This window comes from Kibdelosporangium banguiense, assembly GCF_017876405.1.
In the GTDB taxonomy this organism is placed as follows: domain Bacteria; phylum Actinomycetota; class Actinomycetes; order Mycobacteriales; family Pseudonocardiaceae; genus Kibdelosporangium; species Kibdelosporangium banguiense.
In genome coordinates, this window is record NZ_JAGINW010000001.1 from 3946246 (window position 1) to 3969901 (window position 23656).

Here is a 23656-nt window from a genome sequence, read left to right on the forward strand (position 1 = left end):
ACCTGCATCGGTAAGTATGGTGCTCGGGTGAAAGCTGTGCGTCGTTTCGCCGTCCGTGCCGGCCTGCCGGAGTCGCTCGCCGAGCTGGGCACTCTGGCCAACAACCTGAGGTGGACCTGGCATCCGCCGACCCAGGACCTCTTCGCCACGGTGGATCCGAAGGCGTGGGAGGAGCTGGGGGGCGACCCGTTGCGGATGCTGGAGCAGGCGCCCGCCGAGCGGCTGCGCCGGCTGGCGGCCGACGAGGACTTCATGACCCGGGTCCGGGCCATCTCCGACGACCTGAAGCGCTACGTGACCAGCGATCGCTGGTACCAGCGGCGCAACGAGGAACTGACGCACCGCGCCGAGGGCGACCCGGCGGCGCTGCGGCTGCCGCGGTCGATCGCGTACTTCTCGATGGAGTTCGGCGTCACCGAGGCGTTGCCGAACTACTCCGGCGGACTCGGTGTGCTCGCCGGTGACCACCTGAAAGCCGCGTCCGACCTGGGCGTGCCGCTGATCGGTGTGGGGCTGCTGTACCGCTCCGGCTACTTCCGGCAGTCGCTGTCGGCCGAGGGCTGGCAGGTCGAGCACTACCCGGTGATCGACCCGCGTGGCCTGCCGCTCGAACCGCTGACCGAGCCGTCGGGCGTACCGCTGCTTGTGCACGTTTCGATGCCTGGCGGCCGGGTGCTGCGTGCGCGGATCTGGAAGGCCAACGTCGGCCGGGTGCCGCTGCTGCTGCTCGACTCCGACGTGGAGGAGAACGACGAGGACCTGCGCGGGGTCACCGACCGGCTGTACGGCGGCGACCAGGACCACCGCATCCGCCAGGAGATCCTCGCCGGGGTCGGCGGCGTACGCGCCGTGCGGACGTACTGCGAGCTGACCGGCCACCCGCAGCCTGAGGTGTTCCACACCAACGAAGGTCACGCGGGCTTCCTGGGGCTGGAGCGTGTCCGTGAGCTGATGGCGGCTGAGGGTCTCGACTTCGACCAGTCGCTGTCGGCTGTGCGCGCCGGGACGGTCTTCACCACGCACACGCCCGTGCCCGCGGGCATCGACCGGTTCCCGGTGGACCTGGTCCGGCACTACTTCGGCGGCGGCAATCTGCTGCCCGGCCTGGACGTGGAGCGGGTGCTCGCGCTCGGTGCGGAAGAGAACGCCGGCATGTTCAACATGGCGCACATGGGCCTGCGGCTGGCGCAACGCGCGAACGGTGTGTCCAAGCTGCACGGCGAGGTCAGCCGGTCGATGTTCGGCGGACTGTGGCCGGGCTTCGACACCCACGAGGTGCCGATCAAGTCGGTCACCAACGGCGTGCACGGCCCGACCTGGGCGGCCCGCGAGATCTCGAAGCTGCTGGGTGAGTCCGAAGTAGACACCGAAGTGGGGCTGACCGGCTTCCAGCCTGTGACGGATGCTTTGCTGTGGGAACTGCGCTGCGGTCTGCGGGACCGGCTCGTGCACGAGGTCCGCAGGCGTGTCCGTGAGGCGTGGTTGCAGCGCGGCGCGTCGTCACTGGAACTGTCGTGGACCGACTCGGTGTTCGACCCCGACGTGCTGACCGTCGGCTTCGCCCGGCGCGTGCCGACATACAAGCGGCTCACGCTGATGCTGCGCGACCCGGCCCGGCTCAAGGCGATCCTGCTCGACCCCGAACGGCCGGTCCAGCTGGTCGTGGCCGGCAAGTCGCACCCGGCCGACGACGGCGGCAAGGCGCTGATCCAGCAGATCGTCCAGTTCGCCGACGACCCCGAAGTACGGCACAGGATCGTGTTCCTGCCCGACTACGACATGTCGATGGCCCGGTATTTGTACTGGGGCTGCGACGTCTGGCTGAACAACCCGATGCGGCCGTTGGAAGCGTGCGGAACCTCCGGCATGAAGGCGGCCTTGAACGGCGGCCTGAACCTGTCCATCAGGGACGGTTGGTGGGACGAGTTCTACGACGGCCGCAACGGCTGGGCGATCCCGACCGCGGACGGCGTGACCGACCCCGTGCGCCGTGACGACCTCGAAGCCTCAGCCCTGTACGACCTCATCACCTCCCAGGTCGCGCCCACGTACTACGACCGCGGCACCGACGGAGTCCCTTCGCGCTGGATGGAACTGGTCCGGCACACCCTGGCCTCCCTCGGCCCCAAGGTGCAGGCCACCCGAATGGTCCGCGAATACGTGGAATCCTTCTACGCGCCCGCGGCCACGTCGGCCTCCCGCGCCAACTCCGACGGCTACCAGCAAGCCAAGGACCTCGCCGCCTACCGAGGCCGAGTCGACGCAGCCTGGCACCACGTCCGCGTAACCGACAGCGAACTGACCCTCCCCGACGGAAAAACTCCGGTGATCGGCGAACGCGTCCAGGTCCGCTCTTCAGTCGAACTGGCGGGCCTCCAGCCGGCCGACGTCGAAGTCCAAGCCGTAGTCGGCCGAGTCGGCGACACAGACGACCTGCTCGACGTCGTCACAGTCCCGATGAACCCGGACAGCGACGGCACCTACGTAGCCGAACTCCCGTTGCCGCACGCCGGCGCATTGGGGTACACGGTCCGCGTGCTGCCCAAGCACGACCTGCTGTCCTCAACCGCCGAGCTAGGCCGCGTCATCCTCGCCAACTGAGTTTGCCCCCAATGCCACATTGGTGTCATCTGATGCCACCAATGTGGCATTGGGGACGCACAAACTGTCTCAGGCGAGGTCGAGGCGGCGGCGGGTCAGGGCGACTCGGGGCCACCATGGGACGAGGCGTTCGGCTTTGGCGAGGGTTCGGCGGGCGGCCGAGTTGTCGCCGGCGGCCATGTAGGCGCGGGCGAGGGTGGCCAGGTGGTCGGCCCGGCCGAGTGAGCCGTGGTTGTTGTTGCAGGCCATTCTCGCCAGTTGGACGGCGAGCTGGGGGTCACCGGCCAGCAGGGCGATCAGGGCGCGGGCTCCGTCGAGCATGTAGCTGGGGTTGCCGAGTTCAATGGCTTCGTGCAGGGCGCGGGCCGCGACGGGTAACCCATCTGAGGCGGCCAATTGGCCTGCTTCGATTGCCGCGCCGGTGAGGCCTGCGACCGTGGCCATGGCGGCTGCGGCGTCATGCTGCTCGGCGTCGGAGGACATGCCGATGGCCAAGGTCAGAGCCTCGGCGTAACGTCCGCGCGCCTCCAGGACCAGGACCCGGGACGCGCGCACGGCCCGCATCTGGGGGTGGGCCACTGAAAGCTGGCTGACCAGCCGTTCCGCCGCGTCCAACTCCCCGGCCTGCACCAGGTCGAACACCTGCAGGACGCCCGGAGTCATCTCGGCCCAGGGCTGCCGGAACAGCAACCACCCGGTGGACATCCGGTCCGGAACCATCGACTTGATCAACGCGGCAGCGCCGCCCAGCGCCATCCCCAGCCCGGCGACAAAGCCGAACGTCACGACCGCGGCCAACCCCGCGAAAACCGACACCAAAGCCGCGCCCACCAGCCGCCGCCGTGCAGGTAACCGCCCAGGACCGACATCGACCGACAGCGCCAGCGGCAACGCCCGCACCGAAACAACCCGCCACTCCGCCACCCTCGGCCCAATCCCGATGACGACGCCGTGCACACGCACCCCGAACAGCAACGCCCCAACCAGCAGACCGAGCTTGATGACAGCAAACGTCACGATTGCACCGACCAGCGCCCCGAGCAGCCCGAACACAATGCCCACCCGCGACCACTCAATGGCCACGACCGCGGTCACCACCGCGATGACCAGGTAAGTTCCGGAGCAAACTGTCCGCACGAGACAGAGACGTTACGCACCCATCGTTCGCAAACCTACGTCCACAGGGGTGTCCATCGGGGCAGATCTGCTCGGTCGGCGTATCCGGCACAAAGGAAAACCCGGCCCACGAGGGACCGGGCGGATATGGGAGTTGGTGTTCGGCGAAGTCCGCGGGCCGCAGGATACGCCACCAGTGGCGGCCTGCGCCTCTGGTGGCATCCGCCGACAGTGCTCCGGCAACGTAGCCCCCGCCAGGATTCACGATTACCCCTACTCGCACTCACCAAGAGTAGCCGGTTGCCACGTTACGTGATCGGGGTGGTGGTGCCCTTGCGGATGGGGAGGCCGGCGGCTTTCCAGGCGCGGAAACCGCCGATCAGGTCGGTTGCGGCTGGTAGGCCGACCTGTTGGAGGTCACGGGCGGCGAGGCTGGAGGAGTAGCTTTCGTTGCAGACGACGATGACCCGTGTGGTGGCGTCGAAGCCCTCGATTCGGTGGTCGCCGTCCGGATCGAGGCGCCATTCGAGGACGATGCGCTCGATCACGACTGAGCCGGGGATCTCGCCTTCGGCGGCCCGGTTGTGGGCTGGGCGGATGTCGACGATGAGGGTGTTCGGGTCGGTCAGCAGCGACTCGGCGGGCTGCACGCGTGTGAGCCCGGCCCGGGCGGAGTCCAGGATTGTGTCGATCTTGCTCACGGTTCGACTGGTTCCTTCCGGAGTTCGGCCAGCGAGCGGTGGGCGGGCAGGGGCGGGATGTCCGCGGGGATGTCGGCGAGGTTTGCGTATTCGCGGGTCGCGACCAGAGGTGGTGAGTAGGCGTGCACGCTGGCGGCGTTCTGCTTGGACAGGTTCAGCACCTGGTGGGCACGGCCCGCGCCGAAGCCGAGTGCGGAGCCGACGGTGTGTTCCTGGCTGCGGATGGGGCCGCCGGGGTATCGGTAGAACTCGGCCAATGTGCCGGTGAGCACGGTGAACGATCCCGCGGCGCCGCCGTGGTCGTGTGGTTCGGTGTGCTGGCCGGGCATCCATGAAAGCAACCACAGCTCCACGCCCTCGGTCAACGCCAGGCGCGCCCACCATCGGTCGGGCGAGGTGAAGGTCAGGATTCCCAGCAACGAGGATGTCAGCTCAGAGGCCACTGTGGACGTCAGGTCGCGCAGCTCGCGGGGTGTCCACAGCAGGCGGGACGGGTGCAGCAGGTCGGGCAGCAGTGGGTCGGTTATCTCAGGGTGCAGCTCGACGTCGGCGATGGACGCGGTCATGGAAGGTCTCCAGGCAACGAGTGTCGGGTGTGTGAGGCGACACGCGGCACGGAGAACGAAGAGCGTCTAGGACCCGTACCGCGTGGCGGTACACGCGCACAGGTTGAGCTTCTGAAGGTCAACTGTGCGGTCGCGCCAGGTGAGCAGCGGCCGGGTCATATTCGAATGGTGCCATGTCTCACGCACCTCGAAAAGTCGCTCTCACCAGCTGGACGACTCAGCGGCGGGCACGCAGCAGGAGTAGCGAACGCGGCGGCAGCGTGATCTTGGCGCCGGGCTCCAGCGGTTGCGGTTCGGACGGTTTGCCGTCCGGTGAGCCGGTGTCCAGCACGGGTTCGAAATCGTCGCCGTACCTGGCCGCGGGAAGCGTGAAGGCGGTCGAGTCGCTGCCCGCGTGCAGCAGGAGCAGCCACGAGTCGTCCGACACGAGCTCGCCGTCACGCGTCCGGGACAGCGACTCCGAGCCGTCGATCCACATCCCCAGTGAGCGGGCGCCGTCGTCGAACCAGTTCTCGTCGGACATCGGGCAGCCGTCCGGCCGGAACCACACCAGGTCCGGTTCGCCGGAGCGGGTCGGCCTGCCGTCGAAGAAATGCGGCTGACGCAGCGCGGGTGCCTGGGTGCGCAGGCCGATCACGTGCCGGACGAAGGTGTTCATGTCCAGCGCGTCGTCGTCACGTTTCCAGCTCACCCAGGATGTCTCGTTGTCCAGGCAGTACGCGTTGTTGTTACCGCCTTGTGTGCGCCAGCGTTCGTCGCCCGCGACAAGCATCGGCGTGCCGGTCGACAACAGCAGTGTCGCGACGAGGTTGCGGGCCTGACGGGCCCGCAGCGCGAGGATCTCCTTATCCTCGGTCTCGCCTTCCGCGCCGCAGTTCCAGGCGCGGTTGTCGTCGGTGCCGTCGCGGCCTTCTTCGCCGTTGGCCTCGTTGTGCTTGTGGTTGTACGAAACCAGGTCTCGTAACGTGAATCCGTCGTGCGCGGTGATGAAGTTGACCGACGCCCATGGCCTGCGACGGTTGAGCGCGTACAGGTCCGACGAGCCCGACAGCCGGTACGCCAGGTCCCGCACGCCGACCGCGCCACGCCAGAAATCTCTTACCGTGTCCCGGTAACGGCCGTTCCACTCTGTCCACTGTGGGCTGAAGCCGCCGACCCGGTAGCCCTCGCCGGTCGCGTCCCAGGGTTCGGAGATCAGCTTGCACCGGGACAGCACCGGATCGGTCACGATCGCGGTCAGCAACGGCGCGTTCGGGTCGAACGCACCGCTGCGCGGCCGGCCGAGCACGCTGGCCAGGTCGAACCGGAAGCCGTCGACGCCCAGCTCACCGGCGAAATACCGGAGCGAGTCGGTGACCATCCGGACCACGGTCGGCGATCCGCTGTCCAACGTGTTGCCGCAACCGGTGATGTCACGGTCATAACCGTCCGGCCCGAGCACGTAATAAGCAGGCGCGTCGAGCCCACGGAACGACAGCGACGGCCCGCCCGCGCCACCCTCACACGTGTGGTTGTAGACGACGTCGAGGATCACCTCGATGCCCACGGCGTGCAGGGCCGCGACCATCGTGCGGAATTCCTCGATCTCGCGGCCCGGTTCACTCGCGTATCCGTTGTGCGGCGCGAAGAATCCGAGCGTCGAGTAACCCCAGTAGTTGCTCCGGCCGGTGTCACGCAGGCCTGGCTCGGAACTGATCGCGTGGATCGGCAGCAACTCGACGGCTGTGACGCCCAGCCGTACCAAGTGCTCGACCACCGCCGGGTGCGCGAGCCCCAGGTACGTGCCGCGTTGCCGCTCAGGCACCTCGGGATGCTGCTTGGTGAACCCGCGCACGTGCAGTTCGTAAACGACCGTCTCCTCGAACGGCACGTCAGGCCTCGTACCTGTGTCAGCCCCACCTGGCGACGTGACAACAGACAGTGGCACAGCACCGAGCGAGTCGACACGCGACGGCACGCCGTCCATCAGGTTGCCGACGTAGTCCAATGTGTCCGACATCCGCGTGACGTCGCCCGTGATCCGCCGGGCGTACGGGTCTACCAGCAGCTTCGCCGGGTTGCAGCGGATTCCGCGACCTGGGTCGTACGGCCCGTGCACGCGAAAGCCATACCGCTGACCTGGGGTCACGCCGGGCACGATGCCGTGCCAGATGCCGAAGGTGTGCTCGGCCAGTTCGACCCGCCGTTCCGTTCCGTCCTCGCTGATCAGGCATACCTCGACCGCCTCGGCCACGGACGAGGCCACGGCGAAGCGCACGCCGCCCCATTCGGGGTACGCACCCAGCGGGAACGGGCGGCCGGCGAGGATCGTCGGGTACTCGCGTGGAGAGATCGGCACCCTCCCATTCTGGCAAGGACCACCGACAGTCCGTCGCAATCGATTTCGAAGCCAGCCGATCGGACCATCAAGTCAGGGGCTGTCAGGTGCCGAAGTAGGGGTATAACCGCAGGTCATGAGACAATGGGTTGAGCCTTGGCTAAGGAAGGGTGCACAGTGGGCGCTGTGATGTGGCCGGATCACCTGCTGTCCCTGGCGGACTGGGAAGCCCTCCCAGAGGACAACTCCCGCCATTTCGAGCTCGTCGAAGGGGTATTGCAGGTGTCACCACACCCGGTGTGGAACCACCAACGGGCCATCACGAAGCTGCTTGGCCGGCTGGATTCGCAGTTGCCCCAGGATCTGGTTGTCCAGCCCGAGTTCGAGCTTGTGTTGTCCGACAGCTTCCCGCCCACGATCCGGGTGCCGGACCTGCTTGTGGTCCCGGAAGCGGTGGGCAGGACGAACCCACCTCGTGTCAGGGCCGAGGACGTGCTTCTTGTCGTCGAAGTGGTCTCACCAGGCTCCCGGAAGATCGATCGCGTTCACAAGCTCAACGAGTACGCCGAGGCGGGAATCCCGGACTACTGGATCGTCGACCTCGATCCGCCGGTGTCGGTCACCGCGTTCCAACTGATCGACGGGGACTACGAGCTCAACGCCGAGACGGACGGCGTCCTGTCGGTCACCACGCCCGCTCCGCTGAACATCGATCTCGGCAAGCTCCTGGCGTAGCGACCACCCCGGTTGGCGCCCGCGCAGAGGGCTGACGACAGAATGAAGGCGTGAGCGAGCCAAACGTCCCGGAAGACATCGACGACCTTGTGGTGCACATGGCCGACGTCGGCGTGCGCCGGGGCGGCAACAAGCTGCTCGATGGGGTGAACTGGAGCGTCGAGCTGGACGAGCGCTGGGTGATCCTCGGCGGCAACGGCGCGGGAAAGACCACTCTGCTGCGGATGGCCGCGGCGGAGCTGCACCCCTCCAACGGCAGTGTGCACCTGCTCGGCGAGAAGCTCGGCAAGGTGGACGTCTTCGAACTGCGGCCCAGGATCGGCTTCTGCTCGGCTGCCACCGCCAACCGCTTCCCGGTCGAGGAGAAGGTCCTCGACGTCGTGGTGAGCGCGGGTTACGCGGTGATGGGCCGGTGGCGCGAGGAATACGAATCGCTCGACACGGGCCGCGCACAGGAGCTGCTGGCCGGTCTGGGCGTCGGGCACCTCGCGGACCGCGAGTTCGGCACTCTGTCCGAAGGGGAGCGTAAGCGCACGCTCATCGCGCGTGCCCTGATGACCGACCCCGAGTTGTTATTGCTCGACGAGCCCGCGGCCGGGCTGGATCTCGGCGGCCGTGAGGACCTCGTGGCCAGGCTGTCGGAGCTGGCGCTGGACCCGGACGCACCGGCGACCATCCTGGTCACCCACCACGTCGAGGAGATCCCGCCGGGCTTCACCCACCTGATGCTGCTCTCGGCAGGCGCGGTGGTCGCCCAGGGCCTGCTGGACGACGTGCTGACCAGCGAGAACCTGTCCGCCACGTTCGGCCAGCAGTTGCGGCTGGAACGGTCGGGAGATCGCTTCTTCGCCCGGCGAGCCTGACCTGCCTACTGAAAGGTAACCTCCGAGCATGGGTGAGTTCGTCAAGCTCGAGGTAGCAGATGGGATCGGCACGATCCGGCTCGACCGGCCGCCGATGAACGCGTTGAACCGGCAGCTGCAGGCCGAGCTGCGAGAGATCGCCATCGAGGCAGGCGACCGGGCGGACGTCAGGTCCGTGATCATCTACGGCGGCCCGAAGGTGTTCGCCGCGGGGGCGGACGTCAAGGAGTTCGCCAAGATGGGCCACACCGACATCGCCGACTACGCCCCGGAACTTTCCAGGACGCTGAGCATCGTGGCCGAGCTGCCGAAGCCGACCGTCGCCGCGATCACCGGATACGCCCTTGGCGGCGGCTACGAACTGGCCCTGTGCTGCGACCGCCGGATCGCCGGCGACAACGCCAAGCTCGGCCAGCCGGAGATCCTGCTGGGCATCATCCCCGGCGCGGGCGGCACGCAGCGCCTGGCGCGGCTGATCGGCCCGAGCAAGACCAAGGACATCGTCTACACCGGCCGGTTCGTCGAGGCCGAGGAGGCGCTCAGGATCGGCATGGTCGACGAGGTCGTGGCACCCGACGACGTCTACACCGCCGCGCAGAAGTGGGCCGGCCAGTTCAGCGGGGCCGCCACGCGTGCGCTCGCCGCGGCCAAGGCGGCCATCGACGGCGGGCTGGACGGCGACCTCAATGCCGGCCTGCGCCTGGAGACCGCCCTGTTCACCGGATTGTTCTCGACCGAAGACCGGACCGCCGGGATGGAGTCCTTCATCGCCAACGGCCCAGGAAAGGCGACGTTCAGTGGCAAGTGACCCCACGCCCAACCCGCACGCGACCGCCGAGGAAGTCGAGGCGGCGTACAAGGACCTCAAGCTCGCCAACGTGCTCTACCACGACTGGGAAGCCGGCACGTACGACGAGAAATGGTCGATCTCGTATGACGAGCGGTGTATCGGGTACGCCACCGGCCGGTTCTCCTCGGTTGCCGGGGAACGCGGCTGGCCGTACGAGACCGCGCTGGAACTGGGCAGTGGCACGGGTTTCTTCCTGCTGAACCTGATGCAGGGCGGTGTGATCAAGAAGGGGTCCGTGACGGATCTTTCGCCGGGCATGGTCGAGGTGGCCCTGCGCAACGCGCGGAACCTCGGTCTGGACGTCGACGGCCGGGTCGCCGACGCCGAGCGGATTCCCTACGAGGACAACAGTTTCGACCTTGTCGTCGGGCACGCGGTGCTGCACCACATCCCGGATCTGCCCGCCGCGTTCAAGGAGATCCTGCGGGTGCTCAAGCCTGGCGGCCGGTTCGTGTTCGCGGGTGAGCCGACCAACATCGGCAACGCCTACGCCCGCAAGCTCGGCCAGATCACCTGGTGGCTCACCACGAACCTGACGAAACTGCCCGCGCTGAGCTCGTGGCGGCGGCCGCAGGAGGAGCTCGACGAGTCCTCCCGGGCCGCGGCTCTGGAAGCGGTCGTGGACATCCACACGTTCGACCCGACCGAGCTCGAGAAGCTGGTGCGCGAGGCAGGCGCGGCCGACGTGCACGCGAAGACCGAAGAGCTGGCTGCCGCGTTGTTCGGCTGGCCGGTGCGGACGTTCGAAGCCGCTGTGCCGCAGGAGAAGCTGACGTTCGGCTGGCGGATGTTCGCCTACCGGGCGTGGCAGCGGCTGTCCTGGGTGGACGAGAACATCCTGCGCGGGGTCATGCCGCGTGAGCTCTTCTACAACGTGATGATCACCGGCGTCAAGCCCTGATCCGTGGGATACCGCTTCACCGTCGCGGATGTCGCGTTCCTCGGCTCGGCCGAGGGCGTGGCCGCCCTGGCGGAGATCGACCGGCTGGAGCTGACGTCGGCGAGCTACCTCGCCGACGTCGCGACGGCTCGTAAGCAGGCCGGCGACCGGGCCGCGATGCTGCTGGAAACCGTGCTGTTGCGCCGGAAAGCAGTGTCCAAACTGGACGACTCGACCCGCTGGCTGTTCACTGACGAGGCCTTGCAGCAGGCCACGCCTTCTCGTGTGGCCGAGCACCGGGCGCGAAGGTTCACCGGCCGGGTCGTGCACGACGTGACGTGTTCGATCGGCACGGAACTCGTTCATCTCCGCGAAACCGCTGACCAGGCGATTGGTTCGGACCTCGACGAAGTCCGGATCGCCATGGCACGCCACAACACTGGCGCGTCGGTCGTCCGGGCGGACGCGCTCAAACCGGTGACGAAACACGCGGCGGTCCTGGCCGATCCGGCACGCCGGGATTCGTCTGGGCGCAGAAAATGGCGGCCTGCGGATTTCGCGCCACCGCTCGACGAACTGGCCGAGGTGTACCGCGGCCGGGACATGGCGGTGAAGTGCGCACCTGGGATCGACCCCCCGGACGTCCCCTGGGCGCGTGAGATTGAACTGGTCTCATTGGACGGACAAGTCCGTGAATCCTGTTTGTGGACCGGCGATCTGGCTACGGTGGGTAGGCGAGCGACCGTCCTGAAGTCCGATGTGGATGGTTGGACGATCACGGACGCCGAGCCGGACGACTGCCCGGTGACCGCGCCGGCCGAGTGGATCATCGACCCGGACGGCGCGGTCGTTCGGGCCGGCCTGGTCCGCCATTACGCGGCGAGGCACGGCCTGGCACAGCTCGATCCGCGGATCGCGTACTTGACGGGGATGCGACCGCCGCCCGGAATCCGAGCGTTCCGGGTGATCGAACATGGCCGGTACTCCGAGAAATCTCTCAAGCAGGTGCTCGGCCGGCACGAGATCGGCCGGCTGGAGATCCTGGTCCGCGGGCTGGACGTGGATCCGAACGCCCTGCGTCCCCGCCTACGGCCACGAGGACCGCGGGAGGGGACTGTGGTGCTCACCCGGATCGGTCACACTCCGACAGCATTGCTCTGCCAGGCTGAACGCATTCCTGGGTGAACCTGATCGGCGGCTGTGCCAGCCCCTGACACAGCGATATGTTGCGAATCCAAACAAAATGCCGGCCACCGCAGTGACCGGGGGTAGCGGGACCGTCGGCCCCCCTCGGGTCGGCGGTCCTCGCTCCGGGTCAGGTGACCAGATACGCCCGGCGGGACGGCGAAGGCGTGGCCCGGCCGAGCCGCCAGGCCCACCGCCACCCGTCGAGGACGGCGACGATGGAACCTCCGACGGCCAGCAGGAACGCGACTCCGGCAGGCCCTTCGATGGTCGCGGTGCTCAGAACCACCGTGACAGCCCAGATCTGCATCGCGGTGAACGGGATGGCGATGCACGCGGCGAAGAAGCCACGACGCCACCGGTTCCGGTCTGGTGCGGGAAGAAACGGGTCCATTTGATGCCCCCCTCCTCGGGTTTCGTCACAACCGATACAACCCGAGGCGGGGCAGTTGGTCTGTGTCACGTGACACAGAGCGCCGGTTTTCGGCAAGGAGGAAGTCAATGAGCGAGGCGGCGCAGTTCGTCCAGCCGGTGGACGCGGATCCAGCCTCGGCCCGTGGTGATGATGCCACGTTCCCGCAAGCTGCGCAGCGCCCGTGCGTATGACTCACGGGACGTAGCCGCGTTGTCGGCAAGCTGTTGTTGCGTCCACCCGGATTTGATCTCGATACCGGTGCCGTTGCTCTGTCCGTACTGCACCGCCATTTGCACGAGCTGCGCGAAAACGCGGCGGCTCGCACTGCCGCCGCCGTATTCGGCGCGTTGCCGGTTCAGCTCGCCGAATCGTGCGTGCACCACACCGAGTAACGCATAGGTGAGTTTCGCTCTGGTCTGGCACAGATGGGTGAACCTGTCGCTGAGCAAGGTGATCGCCTCGACGTTGTCCAGCGCCTGGAGAGTCGCCGACCGGGGCTGGTCGTACAACGCCGCCATCTCGCCGACGATGTCGCCCGCGGACCGGACCGCGATCACCACTTCCCGGTCGTCGGTGGTGTGGCTGATCACCTGGACGTGCCCGGACAGCACCACGATCACGTGTTTGGTCTGGTCGCCCTCGTGGCAAAGATAGTCCCCGGCGGCGTACCGGCGGCGCGCCGCGGCGACTTCGAGCGCCTCCCGTTCGGCCGGTGCGAGCCGTCCCCAGAAACTGTCCTGGCCTGTGTCCACTGCTTCAGGTTGCCGAATGACCGCCTTGCGGCACAACCGCTCTCACTCGTGTGCTTCGTGAGCCGCAGCGCCCCCGTGCCGGGGGAGGGGTGGGGGCGCTGCGGCCTTGCCCGCGCCGACCCAGAGCGCGGGCGCGCGGCTGACCAAGGTGCACCGGACGGGCGGCCGGCTGGTCAAACCGCGGGTTCCTGGATGTTCGGTCAGGAAATGCCGAAGTCGTTCGCATCATCCGCTGTGCGGCGGCGTGTGGCGGTGGCGGTGGCGACGAGGGCGCGTTGCACGATGGCCGGATCGCCCGGCGTCCAGTCGGTGCGGTTCGGAGGTATCCACCACTTGACGACGTTGCCGTCCATGTGCGTCGGGGGCGCCGGCACCAACGACAAGGGCTTGGCCAGCACCGCCTGCGGCCAGCGGCTCAGCTCGTCACTCAGTGCCGCTCGGGCGGTGACCAGAAAGTGCGCCACCCGGTCAGGTGTGACGATCAGTGGGGCAGGATCCTGACGAAGCGTCGAATTCTTTGCGGCACTGACTCCCCAGGCCATCGGTACGGAGATCACGTCGAACGCCTCCCCGGTGACCAGTAGCACGGCATGTGGCAGGCTCGCCCACCAAGCTCGCACTCGACGAGGGTCGGCAGTGGCGTGCTGGCGTGGCAATACCGGCGTCAGGCCGTTGGTGATCGCATCGGTGATGGCGTTGTAGTAGCGGGATCGCCGCCACACCGAACCCGGTACCACCGGCCAGCCGTGCTGGCTCGCGGAGAGCGCGGCCTCCCGCAGGGAGATCAGACGACGAGCGGCAGGTGTGGACGAGTTGCACGGTGCGATCCTGGGCCTGGCGGATACTCGCTCGGACAACGACATCCCTTTCTATCGGCTGCGTCTCCTGGCCGGTCGGCCGTATGAGCATTGAGAGTCGCGGACATGCCGGGACGACGTGAGGGGATAACTACCTGAGTACCTACCTGGAAACCTGGCCGAAGCCGCTGACTGCCTGATGCGGTCTCATCAATGTGATGATGCGGCTGTCCACTGTGCTGGGAGCGTCCGAGATCAGGGCTGGTGTGCCCGATCCTGGCAGGCGATCATCGGACATGATCAGCTTGGTGGGGCGGCGGGCAGCACCCGTGTCTGTTCACCGCCCGCCATGGCCGGCTCGAACTCGGCTCGCAGTTCGAGCGAGGCGAGTACCTCCGCGTCACAAAGCCCACGACAAGAAACCGCTCGCTGCAGTTTTCGGTACGGAGAGGAGCCGGGATCTCTGGGGCGAGCCCATACGGATGCTTGCCGATAAGGCGAATCTCGACAAGGGCGTCGCGGAAGACTCGCTTGATACTCCCGGCCACGGCTGTGCGGCCGGGAATCATCTCGATGACGTCGGCTGGGCTTTCGCCTGACGAGGCCGGCCGGTAGCGATCGGCGAGTCGCTTGGTGAACAAGCGGCCGTGCTTGATTTGCTGTTGCCGCTCCGGCAGCAGTATCTCGAGCGCGACATCGGGTGGTGCGAGGACAAGTCGTTTTGGGTGGCCTGTGGTCCAGGTAAATAGCCCTCTGGGCTGCCGGATCGCCGACGGCGGAATTCAAGCCGGCGTCGCTGAACGTCAATTGCTGACGCAGCTCTTCCAGGGTAAAGGGGCGGCTTGTTCACGAGCGTCTCATACGCCGTCTGAGCGTGAGCGCCGAGGCCGGCGATCTCAAGCATGAGGTGATCCGCTACTCGCACACATCCAGTGGGCAGGCTTCGGGTAGGCGAATAAACACCAATGGCGACAGTGCGCCACCAGTTGCTGTTCTGCTGCGGCGGTGGATGGGCCATTGTGCGAACGACGGAGGCTGCGTGAGCGTCTGCACCCAGCGAAGAGCGGTTTGCAGGGAATCGCCCTGGCGGGGGCCAGACGGAGGCAGGGAGGCAGCCTCCCGAGGGCGGGAGTACGGGACGCTAACCCCCCAGGCGGACCCACTCCCGCCCGACCATTCGCTCCGGTCAGAGCCTCGTCAGCAGGTAGGGCCGATCCTGCGGCGCAGCCGGTGGACAGCGGAGTACGTGCCCTGCGGGGTGGTTCCCAGTTCGTCGGCGATCTCCTTGCGCCCGCGTCTGGCCGTCAACAGTGACAGCAGTCTGCGATCGCTCGGCGAGAGATCTCTCGACTTCATCGCCAGCCAGCGAGCTTCCGCCCTGTCGCAGGCGAGTTCGGCGGGATCCTCGGCCGGGGGAGGCAGGAGCCGGGGGTGCGAGCCCAACCGCCCGGCCACCGCCCTGCGACGTGCTTCGTCGACGCACAACCGGCAGATCACCGTGACGAGAAACGGTCGCAGCCACCTGAGTTCCAGATGGCGTGACTCCGCACCGCGGACGAACGCTTCCTGCACTACGTCGTCGGGCTCAAGTAAGCCCTGACAGCGCCAGGCAGCGACTCTGAGCAGGTACGGGCGGAGCCTGAGGCATTCTTGCCAATAAGAATCATCAGGTGCTCGACTGTATCCGTCCGTGTCCATGACGAGAGGAACGTAGCCTACCTGGCCGGCTTCGGGTAGGCGCCCAGGTATTTCTCCCGTATCGCATCCCGGTCAAGTTGGCGACCCTTTCGGTTCATGGCTGGTTAATTGGCCGGTCGCCGACGATCCGCCGTCGTGGCGGTGGTGAGAGGAACGAAGTGGCTGAACCTGCTGGATCGTGCTGAGCGTCTGCTGTGGCCAATAGTGGCCAATGACATAACTTCGCCGACGATCTCCAGGTGTCAGGGGCCACTCGGGCAGTCATCCTCAACAGCAATAAGTGGCGTAACCGACCAAACCAACAAGCGGAGGACAACAGAGGACAGAGAGCGAACGGTGGAAGTGAGTCGCGTCTGTCGTGTCGGCAGATCATTTCCTCTAGTCCCCAGAGATGAGGATTTATGCGTGCCCAACTGACCCCACATCAAAGTGGCCTATTACGCGGTTGGTGTGGCCTGCGCGGTCTCGTGCTCGGCGTAGTGGTCGCGGTCTCCGCGACGTCGACAGCACATGCGGAACTCGCGTCGAATGACAGCCAGCACACAGTCACACTCGGTGGACAATCAAGTGCAGGAAGTGATCAACGGCATCGGGTAACGCTGCTGACCGGTGATGTGGTCACCTATACCGAAAGCACTGGTGGACAGTCGACGGTATCGATTGAGGCGGCACCCCGTTCCGGTTCGCGACCGGTTTTCGAGACCAGCAGCAGTGCCGACGGCTATTTGGTAGTCCCATCCGATGCTGCGCCCTACCTGGCGTCGGGTGCGGTGGACCCGGAGTTGTTCGACGTCAAGAAGCTTTCCAAGGAAGGTTTTGGCGACGCGGCCGAGGACAAGCTGCCCGTAGTCGTGAGCTACGACGACACCGTTCCTGCCGACGCAGTCACGCGTCGTGCGGACGACCTGCCGGCAAGCGACCGGACAGTGACCTTGCCCAGCGTGCACGCCGCGGCGGTGCAGGTGAACCGAACCGAGGCGAACGCGTTCTGGAAGGCTCTGGCCGGAGAGGTAAGTGGCGACCGGGCCGGCGCACGCGCGCTCGGTGGCGGCGTGACAAAGCTCCGGCTCGACCGCAAGGTCAAGGCCAGTCTTGACAAGAGCGTGCCCCAGATCGGCGCGCCCGAGGCGTGGCAGGCCGGGCTGGACGGCAAGGGAGTGACGGTAGCGGTGCTGGACACGGGCATTGACGCCCAGCACCCCGATCTGGCCGGCAAGATCGCCGACTCGCGCAACTTCACGACGGATCCGGACAGCGGAGATGGTTACGGTCACGGAACCCATGTCGCGTCGATCATCGCTGGATCCGGGGCGGCCTCAGGCGGCCGGTACCGGGGAGTGGCCGCCGGCGTGCGGCTGCTCAACGGCAAGGTACTCGACAGCACGGGTTCCGGTGAGCTCTCACAGCTCATGGCCGGCATGGAGTGGGCGGCCAACGCCGGTGCGCGCGTGATCAACATGAGTCTCGGCGGGGGTCCCTCCGCCGGCGACGACCTGATCAGTGAGCTGGTCGACAAACTCACCGCCGAGACAGGCGCGCTGTTCGTGGCCGCTGCGGGCAACTCCGGTGGCATCGCAGCGGTGGAGACACCGGCGGCGGCCAGTTCCGCGCTCGCGGTCGGCGCCGTGGACAAGTCCGATCACCTCGCCGGCTTCTCCGCCCGCGGGCCGCGGTTGGGCGACGCCATGGTGAAACCGGAAATCGTAGCGCCCGGTGTGAACATCGTCGCCGCCCGTGCCGCGGGGACCAACCTTGGTCCAGTGGTCGGCGAGAAGTACACGCAGTTGTCGGGTACATCCATGGCGACGCCGCACGTGGCCGGCGCGGCCGCGCTGCTTGCCCAGAAACATCCCGACTGGCGATCCGGCGAACTGAAGGCGTCTCTCACCGCGAGTGCCAAGGACGTCGGCGCTTCGTGGTACGAGCAAGGCGCCGGTCGCGTCGACGTCCCAGCGGCGTTGGCCAGCAAGGTCGTCGGGCCGACGTCGGTCGCGTTCGGTCGACTGTCCTATCCGGACGGCCAGGCCGCGACGACGCGTACGGTGACTTACACCAACGTCACCGAACGGGACGTGACTCTCTCGCTGGCCGTGTCGGCAACGGAATGGGTCGGTCGCCCAGCGCCCGGCGGTGTGGCGTCGCTGGACAAGAACACCGTCGTGGTGCCTGCGAAGGGACAGGCCACACTCGCGGTGCGGATCGATCCCACCATCGGCCCGGCAGGAGCGTATGGCGGGCTGATCACAGCCACCGACAAGGCAGATGGGACCGCCATCCGGACGCCGATCAGCTTTTACGACGAACCCGAGCAAGTCCCGCTTACCGTGAAGGTGACCGACTCCCGGGGGAACGCGCCCTCTCGGCAGCTGCTGACGATCGCCCGTGACGACTACGATTGGACCAATCCCAAGAACAACGATCCCTTCATCCCCCCGACGTTCCGTGTGTTGGTGGACAACGGAACCGGCACCATCAGAGTGCCGAAGGGGAAGTACTCGACCGTCACAGCCGTCGTCGAGCAGGCGGCCGACGTGCGGCGTGCCACCCTGATGGCTGCTGCCGAGGTCGCTGTGAATGGGCCGAGCACCATCGCGTTGGACGCGCGTGCGGCCGTGCCCATGCAGGTGGAGACCAAGGAGCCGACTGACACCAGGGAGCGGTACACCGCAGTGCAGCGCTACCTTCCAGGAGCGCCCATGGCGCTCAGCAGCGGTGTGCTCACCTCTGGAGCCGGTTGGCAGACTTACATCACACCCGGTGCCGCGGCGGCACACGGAACAGTGAGCTCACAAGACCACCTGACGCTGGGGCAGGCCCTGGTGGACCTCCGTGTTCGCGCACCTCAGCAGTTGACGCTGCACCCGCTGTACGACGCGTCCAGCATCGCAGGGGGACTTGCCGGTCGCCGGGACTTGCCGGTCGTCTCCGTCGACTCGGCAAAGCCGGCGGACTTCCAGGCGGCCAGGGACAAGGTGGCGCTGGTCCGGATCGGCATTCCGCCCGGAATCGCCGAGGACGCCCTGCCGAAGCAGGCCGCTCAGGCCGCTCAGGCCGCGGTGGCCCAGGCCGGGCAAGCCGGTGCGGTGGCGACCCTGACCTTCCTCGATGTGCCAGGTGCACTGCCCATCCAGGAAACCGCCGGTGATTCGCGACCGCACCTGTCGTTGAGCCGCGAGGAAGGCGAGCGACTGCGCGAGTTGGCCCAGCGGGGCGATGCCACGATCTCGGTCGATGTCCGCAGCAAGCCGGACTACATGTACAACCTGTACTTCCGCGATCGCAATGGAGTGCCCGCGTCGCACGTCGAGAAGGCCGACCCCGCCAGGCTGGTCGCGGTCGACACCCGCTACCACAGCGACAAGCCCGACAACCTGTTCAGTAAGCGGTGGTTCGCGTTGCCCACGGACACTCCGTCCAGCATCGCGCTCAACGGAACCCAGTTCCAGGGTCCGTCCCAGTGGAAGGAGTACATCGGGCCAGCCGATGACAAGGTGTTCTGGAAGCGTTTCGTATCCCAGATGGCACCAGGCCCAGGTGGAGCGCCCGATCGGTCCACGACGTTCAACCTGCTGTCCGAAGACGTGTTCCCCACAGCGGGCCCACGGCCCCAGGAGCGCTGGTTCCAGGCACCGATTCACAGCGGCGCGGTCGCGCATACATACGGTGCCTTCCCCCGGGTGTGCTCACTGTGCCGAGGCGACACAGGTGACTTCCTGCCCGCCGTCCAGTTGATGGACTCCCACCGTGGACACTTCATCGAACCGTGGCTGGCCGGAAAGAACCCCGGCAAAGTCCGGCTGTATCGCCGCGGCGAGGAGATTCCGGGCCGCATCGGTCCTCTGGTGGTACCACTGTTTCAGCTCGGTCAGCAGTCTGACATCTACCGGCTCGAGGCCGTCGACGAGTGGCCGGCGAAGCCCGTGTACGGTCTGCCCAGCGGGGCGATCAACCGGCTGACACCCCGGATCAACACGGTGGCGACCTTCTCCTCGGCGCCGCCGACACGCACAGTGCCGTCTGGTTATGTGTGCCCGGAGATCTGGGCCAGGTGCGCTTACCAGCCCGTCATCCTCCTCGACTACCAACTCGGGCTCGATCTGCTCAACCAGGCGCCTGCCGGCCGCACGCACACCTTCGATGTCGTGGCCGGGGATCACGAGGCCGTGGAATCGGCAGGCAAGATCACCGAGTTCCGGTTGTGGTACTCGACCAACGACGGCAGCAGTTGGCAGCGTGCCCAGGTAGTCGCCAAGGGAGGTGGGCGGTACACGGTTCAGATCGCACATCCAGCGCTCGACCAGACAAACGGATTCGTCTCGTTGCGCGCCGAAGTGTGGGATTCCGCTGGCAACCGCATGAACCAAACCATGCAGCGTGCATACGCGCTGACTGCGAATCCCGTGCAATAACCGCATAAGGGGACTGTGCCGCGCAACGCGCGCGACCACGTTGCGCGGCACAGACCAGACAAACCAGAAGGCTAGAAGTCGAACACCAGCCCAGTGCTCGCCATCAACTTGCAGGCATTGCGATAGCTTTGCCCGAAGCGCACCGGGACACCTCGCCATTCGCCGAGCGCGGTCACGGTCACCGGCTTGTACAGACCGCTGCACACCTTGCCCGGCTCCCCTGGGAGCCGGGCAAGGTCACCCTCCGCGGCCGCCACGTCATGGCATGCCATCTCGGGATGCGGGTGGTCTCCACTCGGCGGGTCGCAGATCAGCTTCCTGACTCGCGGTGCGGCTACCCGCACCAGACCCTCGGAGATCGTCAAGTCCAACTCAGTCTGTTGCGCGTTCGAGATCGCAGCGCGACCTGGTGTCGCAAATCCGTAGGTCACCAGGGCAATTGTCAGTGCAACTATTAAGAGTGGGTATTTGATGGTCAATTCAAACTCCGTGCTCCACTGATCGTTGTCGTGACTTCTCACACACGGCTCGATTGCCATTTGGCGGAAATCGCCAAATGGCCACATGTGGCCAACTGTTACTGCTGGTAAATCCCGCATATGTTTATCGGACGGGGCATGCGCTTCTGGCCGTTTTTCACTCGAATGTCTTACGCTGTTTCACTCGAATAGATGTAGTCGTCGCTGTCTGTTCGCAGCAGGGTGTGGCCGCGATCATGTGACCGGTATGCCGGCTGCTCACGGTGGCCGGCTCCGCCACAGCAGCTACAGGCCCCCGCGCCGAGATCCAGCTTGGCGTCCGGAGTCTCGACTTCGAGACCTTGCAGGCGCAATATATGGTTCATCGAAGCTCCAATCTCATTTCGTCGAGTCGCCGTCGTCGAGGAACGGCAGCAGAGCACCGGACCGATCCACCGCGACGGTCAAGGCGCGGAGCACACCAGCGGTGCCTGTGGCGAAGTCCATCGAAAGGCGCAGCAACTTGTTGCCGGGGAAGGCGAGTTCGCCTCGGTAGGGCACCGCATGCCAGCCCAGTCGCACCAGGTGACGGGTCAGCGCACGCTCGCCGTCCAAGCCCGCATACCCACGCTGCAGCATGGCGAGCGCGCCCAGCAGGCCGGCCCTTCCCGCGAACAATCCAGATTGGACTACGAATTCCGGGCAGCAGGCGCGCCGCATGGCCGGCAACGCGATTGCGCACTCGGTGTCCGGTACATGCCGGACGAGTTCCTGGACCACCAGCGCGATCCCGGCAGTGCCGACGTCCAGGTGGGGTAGTGCTCGCCCGTCCTGGCTGGGGACCTGCAGTGAGCCGTCCGGCCGCGCGACGCATTCGTCGAGATCCAGCTGCAGGGCGCACGCGGCCATGTCGAGCCAGGAAGGGTCACTCGTGTGCTCGTACAGCCTGACGAAGAACAGTCCAGGGCCGGACCAGCCATGCAATAGACCCGCCGTGGCTCGAGGCTCACGCCCGTCAAGCCGACCGGCCACGACGGTCAGCTTTTCGGTCAACCGGTCGCCGATGGACATCGCCTGCGCCAGATACGTCCCGGACTGCATCACCTGACCGAAATGCAGGAGGTTGAGACCGACCCCTGCCAGGCCGCTGTGCAGTCCGTGATCGCGCAGCGGCCCGACCAGTGGCGCCGACTCCTCGATCAACGCGACCGCTTCGTGCACGTAGCCGAAGTCGCGCAACACGTATGCGATGCCGTGCGTGCCGTCGTAGAAACCTGGTCGGCGTGGGGGGTCTCGGCGGACCGACTCCAACAGCCAACGCTCGTGCTCTACGTAGCGGCCCCCACCGCTGGTCGAGAGTGCGTGCAGCACGCCCGCCGCGCCGAAGGCGAAACATGTGCCCCCGGCAGTGAACTGCTCGATGTCGCCGGGAAACAGCCGATCCTGGCGATCCGGGGTCGCGCTGAGCAGGATGGCGTCGATCAGTGACCCGCAGATCGCGTGCCAGTCAGGTTGTGCCGAATCGAACTCCGACACTGTCGGGGCCTTGCGGCGCCCTGCGTTCACCCTTGCGCGGGACGTCGTCTGCGACGGGACGCCCACGACCGATCCGCTCGTCGGCGCGAGCTCGGCGAGCACGACCTTGCCGAACTCATCGGGAACGGGAAAGCGCTCCTGGATGGCTTCCATGTAGAGATTCACCTTGTCGGGCTGGAACCGCATCATGTGCGTCAACGGCAGGAACATGTGCAGCCGCAGGGCGGCGAGTGCGTAATTGTCGATCGCCGGCCCGGTGCGTTCGTCCGGTGCGCTGAATCCGGGAGCCGCGAGGACGGGGCGGCCGTCTGACTCGTCGATCGCGAACGCGAGCTCGAAGTCCACCAGCGAGACCGTGTCGTCCTCAGCGATCAGAATGTTGCCGGGATGCAGGTCGGCGAAGACGATTCCGCGCTCGTGGATCGAGCGAATCAGCTTCTCGACCTGGTCGAGCACACCAAGTGCACGCCTCGTGTAGGCGGCGAGGTCCGCCTGCTCGGAATCACACATGGTCAGCGGGTACTGGGCGGCCAGCCATCGGTCGAGGCGGCGGCCCGGCAGGTACTCCATCATCAAGTAGTGGTGTTCCCATGCCGTGAACCAGTCGTGCAGGATCGGCACACCTGTCACGCCCTGCAACCGCTCAAGGGAGTTTCGTTCGCGGTGCAGCCGCGCGACGGCATCCGTTCCGTCGGCGTCGAGACCGGCGTACGGCCGCGCTTCTTTCAGCACCACCAACTCGTCGCCCATGTCACGCTTGGCGAGGTACACCCCGCCGCCGTTGGTGAAGTGCAGTGCGTGCTCGACCAGATGCGGAAAGCGGGATTCGTGCGGAAGTTCGCGCAGTGCGAGGTGTGGAACCAGGACGTCGGGCAACTCGGCCCAGTCGGGAACAGAGAAGACCGGAGTGCGTTGCTCGGGAATGAGAGTTCCGTTGGGACGTTCGATGGCCGGCACGAGCCGGCCCCTGTCAGTGGCCAGCCACCGTTCGGTGAACGCGCCGTACCGCACGTAGAGTGGTCCCGCTCCGTACCGTAGATCCGACAGAATGTATGGCCCGGGCTCGTCGGCCAGTTCGCCGGTCAGGTCGACCAGCACACGTTCGAGCTCCGCGTAGTCCGCGGGATAAATCGTCACGAATTTGCCGCTGTCCTCGCGGGGTGTGTACTTGGCATTCCTGGCCAGCAGGATCTTCTTGCTGTGCAGGAACTTGAAGCTGATCCCCCGGGAGAAGCAGTAGTCGCACACCGCCTTCAGTATGCGTTCGGCGTTGTCCAGCCTGGCGGACACATGCACCTTCCAGCCCTGCCTTGGCAGAGTCCGGCCGCGACAGCTCATGGTCACCCAGATGTCGCGCCGGGCGCACTCCCATCCCATGGGCAGTGGACGCCACACGTGGTCGAACGAATCAGCGTCAGAGCTCAACCTGGCCGGTGTGTCGTAAAACCAAGTGTCTGCCAGGCAGAACTCCTCGTAACGCATGTCCAACTCGAAATGCCTCTCTACTACCAGGTCGCAGGGCGCATGTGACATTGAAATGAAGCAACGCCGCTCATGTGTCGACTGTTCGGAATAACGTTTGTCCAGCTGAAAGCCCACGTCGTAGTCGCGCCAGTCCTGCGCCGTTTCGCGGCCGGCCGGCTCTGGAATGACATTCGAGAGCCGGTCGACCGGTTCGCGCTCGCACCATGCCGCCGGCGGTGCGTTTGCTGATGACGATGTCAAGGTCAACGGAACGGTCTGAACCTTTTCAGACCCAATTCCCGCGGCGCATCAG

At 66.4% G+C, this 23656-nt stretch carries 17 protein-coding genes; 7 read left to right on the forward strand and 10 right to left on the reverse strand.

Annotated elements, in window-relative coordinates; translation table 11 throughout:
* Positions 1-27 precede the first annotated feature (27 nt).
* Complete coding sequence (gene glgP, locus JOF56_RS18785) at positions 28-2601, forward strand: alpha-glucan family phosphorylase (protein ID WP_209639738.1); 2574 nt, start codon at positions 28-30, stop codon at positions 2599-2601.
* Positions 2602-2670: 69 nt separating this feature from the next.
* Here glgP and JOF56_RS18790 read toward each other — a convergent pair whose 3' ends face one another.
* The 4 genes from JOF56_RS18790 to glgX form a co-directional block, all read right to left on the reverse strand.
* On the reverse strand, positions 2671-3738 hold the full coding sequence (locus JOF56_RS18790) for a tetratricopeptide repeat protein (protein WP_209639741.1): 1068 nt from the start codon (positions 3736-3738) through the stop codon (positions 2671-2673).
* 287 nt (positions 3739-4025) lie between these two features.
* The gene (locus JOF56_RS18795; RefSeq protein ID WP_209639744.1) at positions 4026-4418 is read right to left on the reverse strand and encodes a rhodanese-like domain-containing protein; all 393 of its coding nucleotides are present in this window, start codon (positions 4416-4418) and stop codon (positions 4026-4028) included.
* Positions 4415-4984: a cysteine dioxygenase gene (locus tag JOF56_RS18800; RefSeq protein ID WP_209639746.1), complete on the reverse strand. Its 570-nt coding sequence runs from the start codon at positions 4982-4984 to the stop codon at positions 4415-4417. Before JOF56_RS18800 ends, JOF56_RS18795 begins: the two co-directional genes overlap by 4 nt.
* A gap of 217 nt (positions 4985-5201) precedes the next feature.
* Complete coding sequence (gene glgX / locus JOF56_RS18805) at positions 5202-7322, reverse strand: glycogen debranching protein GlgX (RefSeq protein WP_307855150.1); 2121 nt, start codon at positions 7320-7322, stop codon at positions 5202-5204.
* Positions 7323-7478: 156 nt separating this feature from the next.
* On the opposite strand from glgX, the gene JOF56_RS18810 reads away from it, so the two are divergent.
* Genes JOF56_RS18810 through JOF56_RS18830 form a run of 5 tightly spaced genes read left to right on the forward strand, consistent with a single transcriptional unit; the run spans position 7479 to position 11814 of the window.
* Complete coding sequence (locus tag JOF56_RS18810; protein ID WP_307855151.1) at positions 7479-8036, forward strand: Uma2 family endonuclease; 558 nt, start codon at positions 7479-7481, stop codon at positions 8034-8036.
* Between the two features lie 50 nt (positions 8037-8086).
* The gene (locus JOF56_RS18815) at positions 8087-8899 is read left to right on the forward strand and encodes an ABC transporter ATP-binding protein (protein ID WP_209639749.1); all 813 of its coding nucleotides are present in this window, start codon (positions 8087-8089) and stop codon (positions 8897-8899) included.
* 28 nt (positions 8900-8927) lie between these two features.
* Positions 8928-9707: an enoyl-CoA hydratase/isomerase family protein gene (locus JOF56_RS18820; protein WP_245378300.1), complete on the forward strand. Its 780-nt coding sequence runs from the start codon at positions 8928-8930 to the stop codon at positions 9705-9707.
* A complete protein-coding gene (locus tag JOF56_RS18825) occupies positions 9697-10650 on the forward strand; it encodes a class I SAM-dependent methyltransferase (protein WP_307855152.1) in 954 nt (317 codons plus the stop codon). Before JOF56_RS18820 ends, JOF56_RS18825 begins: the two co-directional genes overlap by 11 nt.
* A 3-nt stretch (positions 10651-10653) precedes the next feature.
* Positions 10654-11814, forward strand: coding sequence for a THUMP-like domain-containing protein (locus JOF56_RS18830; protein WP_209639755.1), 1161 nt, complete (start codon positions 10654-10656; stop codon positions 11812-11814).
* 130 nt (positions 11815-11944) lie between these two features.
* Here JOF56_RS18830 and JOF56_RS18835 read toward each other — a convergent pair whose 3' ends face one another.
* The 4 genes from JOF56_RS18835 to JOF56_RS18850 form a co-directional block, all read right to left on the reverse strand.
* Positions 11945-12208 carry a hypothetical protein gene (locus JOF56_RS18835; RefSeq protein ID WP_209639758.1) on the reverse strand — a complete coding sequence of 88 codons (264 nt, stop codon included), beginning with the start codon at positions 12206-12208 and terminating at the stop codon, positions 11945-11947.
* A 104-nt stretch (positions 12209-12312) separates the two neighbouring features.
* A complete protein-coding gene (locus tag JOF56_RS18840; protein WP_209639761.1) occupies positions 12313-12981 on the reverse strand; it encodes a Crp/Fnr family transcriptional regulator in 669 nt (222 codons plus the stop codon).
* Between the two features lie 200 nt (positions 12982-13181).
* Positions 13182-13838, reverse strand: a complete 657-nt coding sequence (locus tag JOF56_RS18845) for a bifunctional DNA primase/polymerase (protein ID WP_209639764.1) — start codon at positions 13836-13838, stop codon at positions 13182-13184.
* 1137 nt (positions 13839-14975) lie between these two features.
* Entirely contained in the window at positions 14976-15476 is a 501-nt protein-coding gene (locus tag JOF56_RS18850; RefSeq protein WP_209639767.1) for a sigma-70 family RNA polymerase sigma factor, read from the reverse strand.
* A 770-nt stretch (positions 15477-16246) separates the two neighbouring features.
* Between JOF56_RS18850 and JOF56_RS18855 the strand changes: the two genes are divergently transcribed.
* On the forward strand, positions 16247-19885 hold the full coding sequence (locus JOF56_RS18855) for a S8 family peptidase (protein WP_209639770.1): 3639 nt from the start codon (positions 16247-16249) through the stop codon (positions 19883-19885).
* 71 nt (positions 19886-19956) lie between these two features.
* On the opposite strand, the gene JOF56_RS18860 is transcribed toward JOF56_RS18855, so the two are convergent.
* On the reverse strand, positions 19957-20316 hold the full coding sequence (locus JOF56_RS18860) for an SSI family serine proteinase inhibitor (RefSeq protein ID WP_209639772.1): 360 nt from the start codon (positions 20314-20316) through the stop codon (positions 19957-19959).
* 426 nt (positions 20317-20742) lie between these two features.
* The gene (gene lanKC / locus JOF56_RS18865; protein ID WP_245378303.1) at positions 20743-23412 is read right to left on the reverse strand and encodes a class III lanthionine synthetase LanKC; all 2670 of its coding nucleotides are present in this window, start codon (positions 23410-23412) and stop codon (positions 20743-20745) included.
* Positions 23413-23656: the final 244 nt, after the last annotated feature.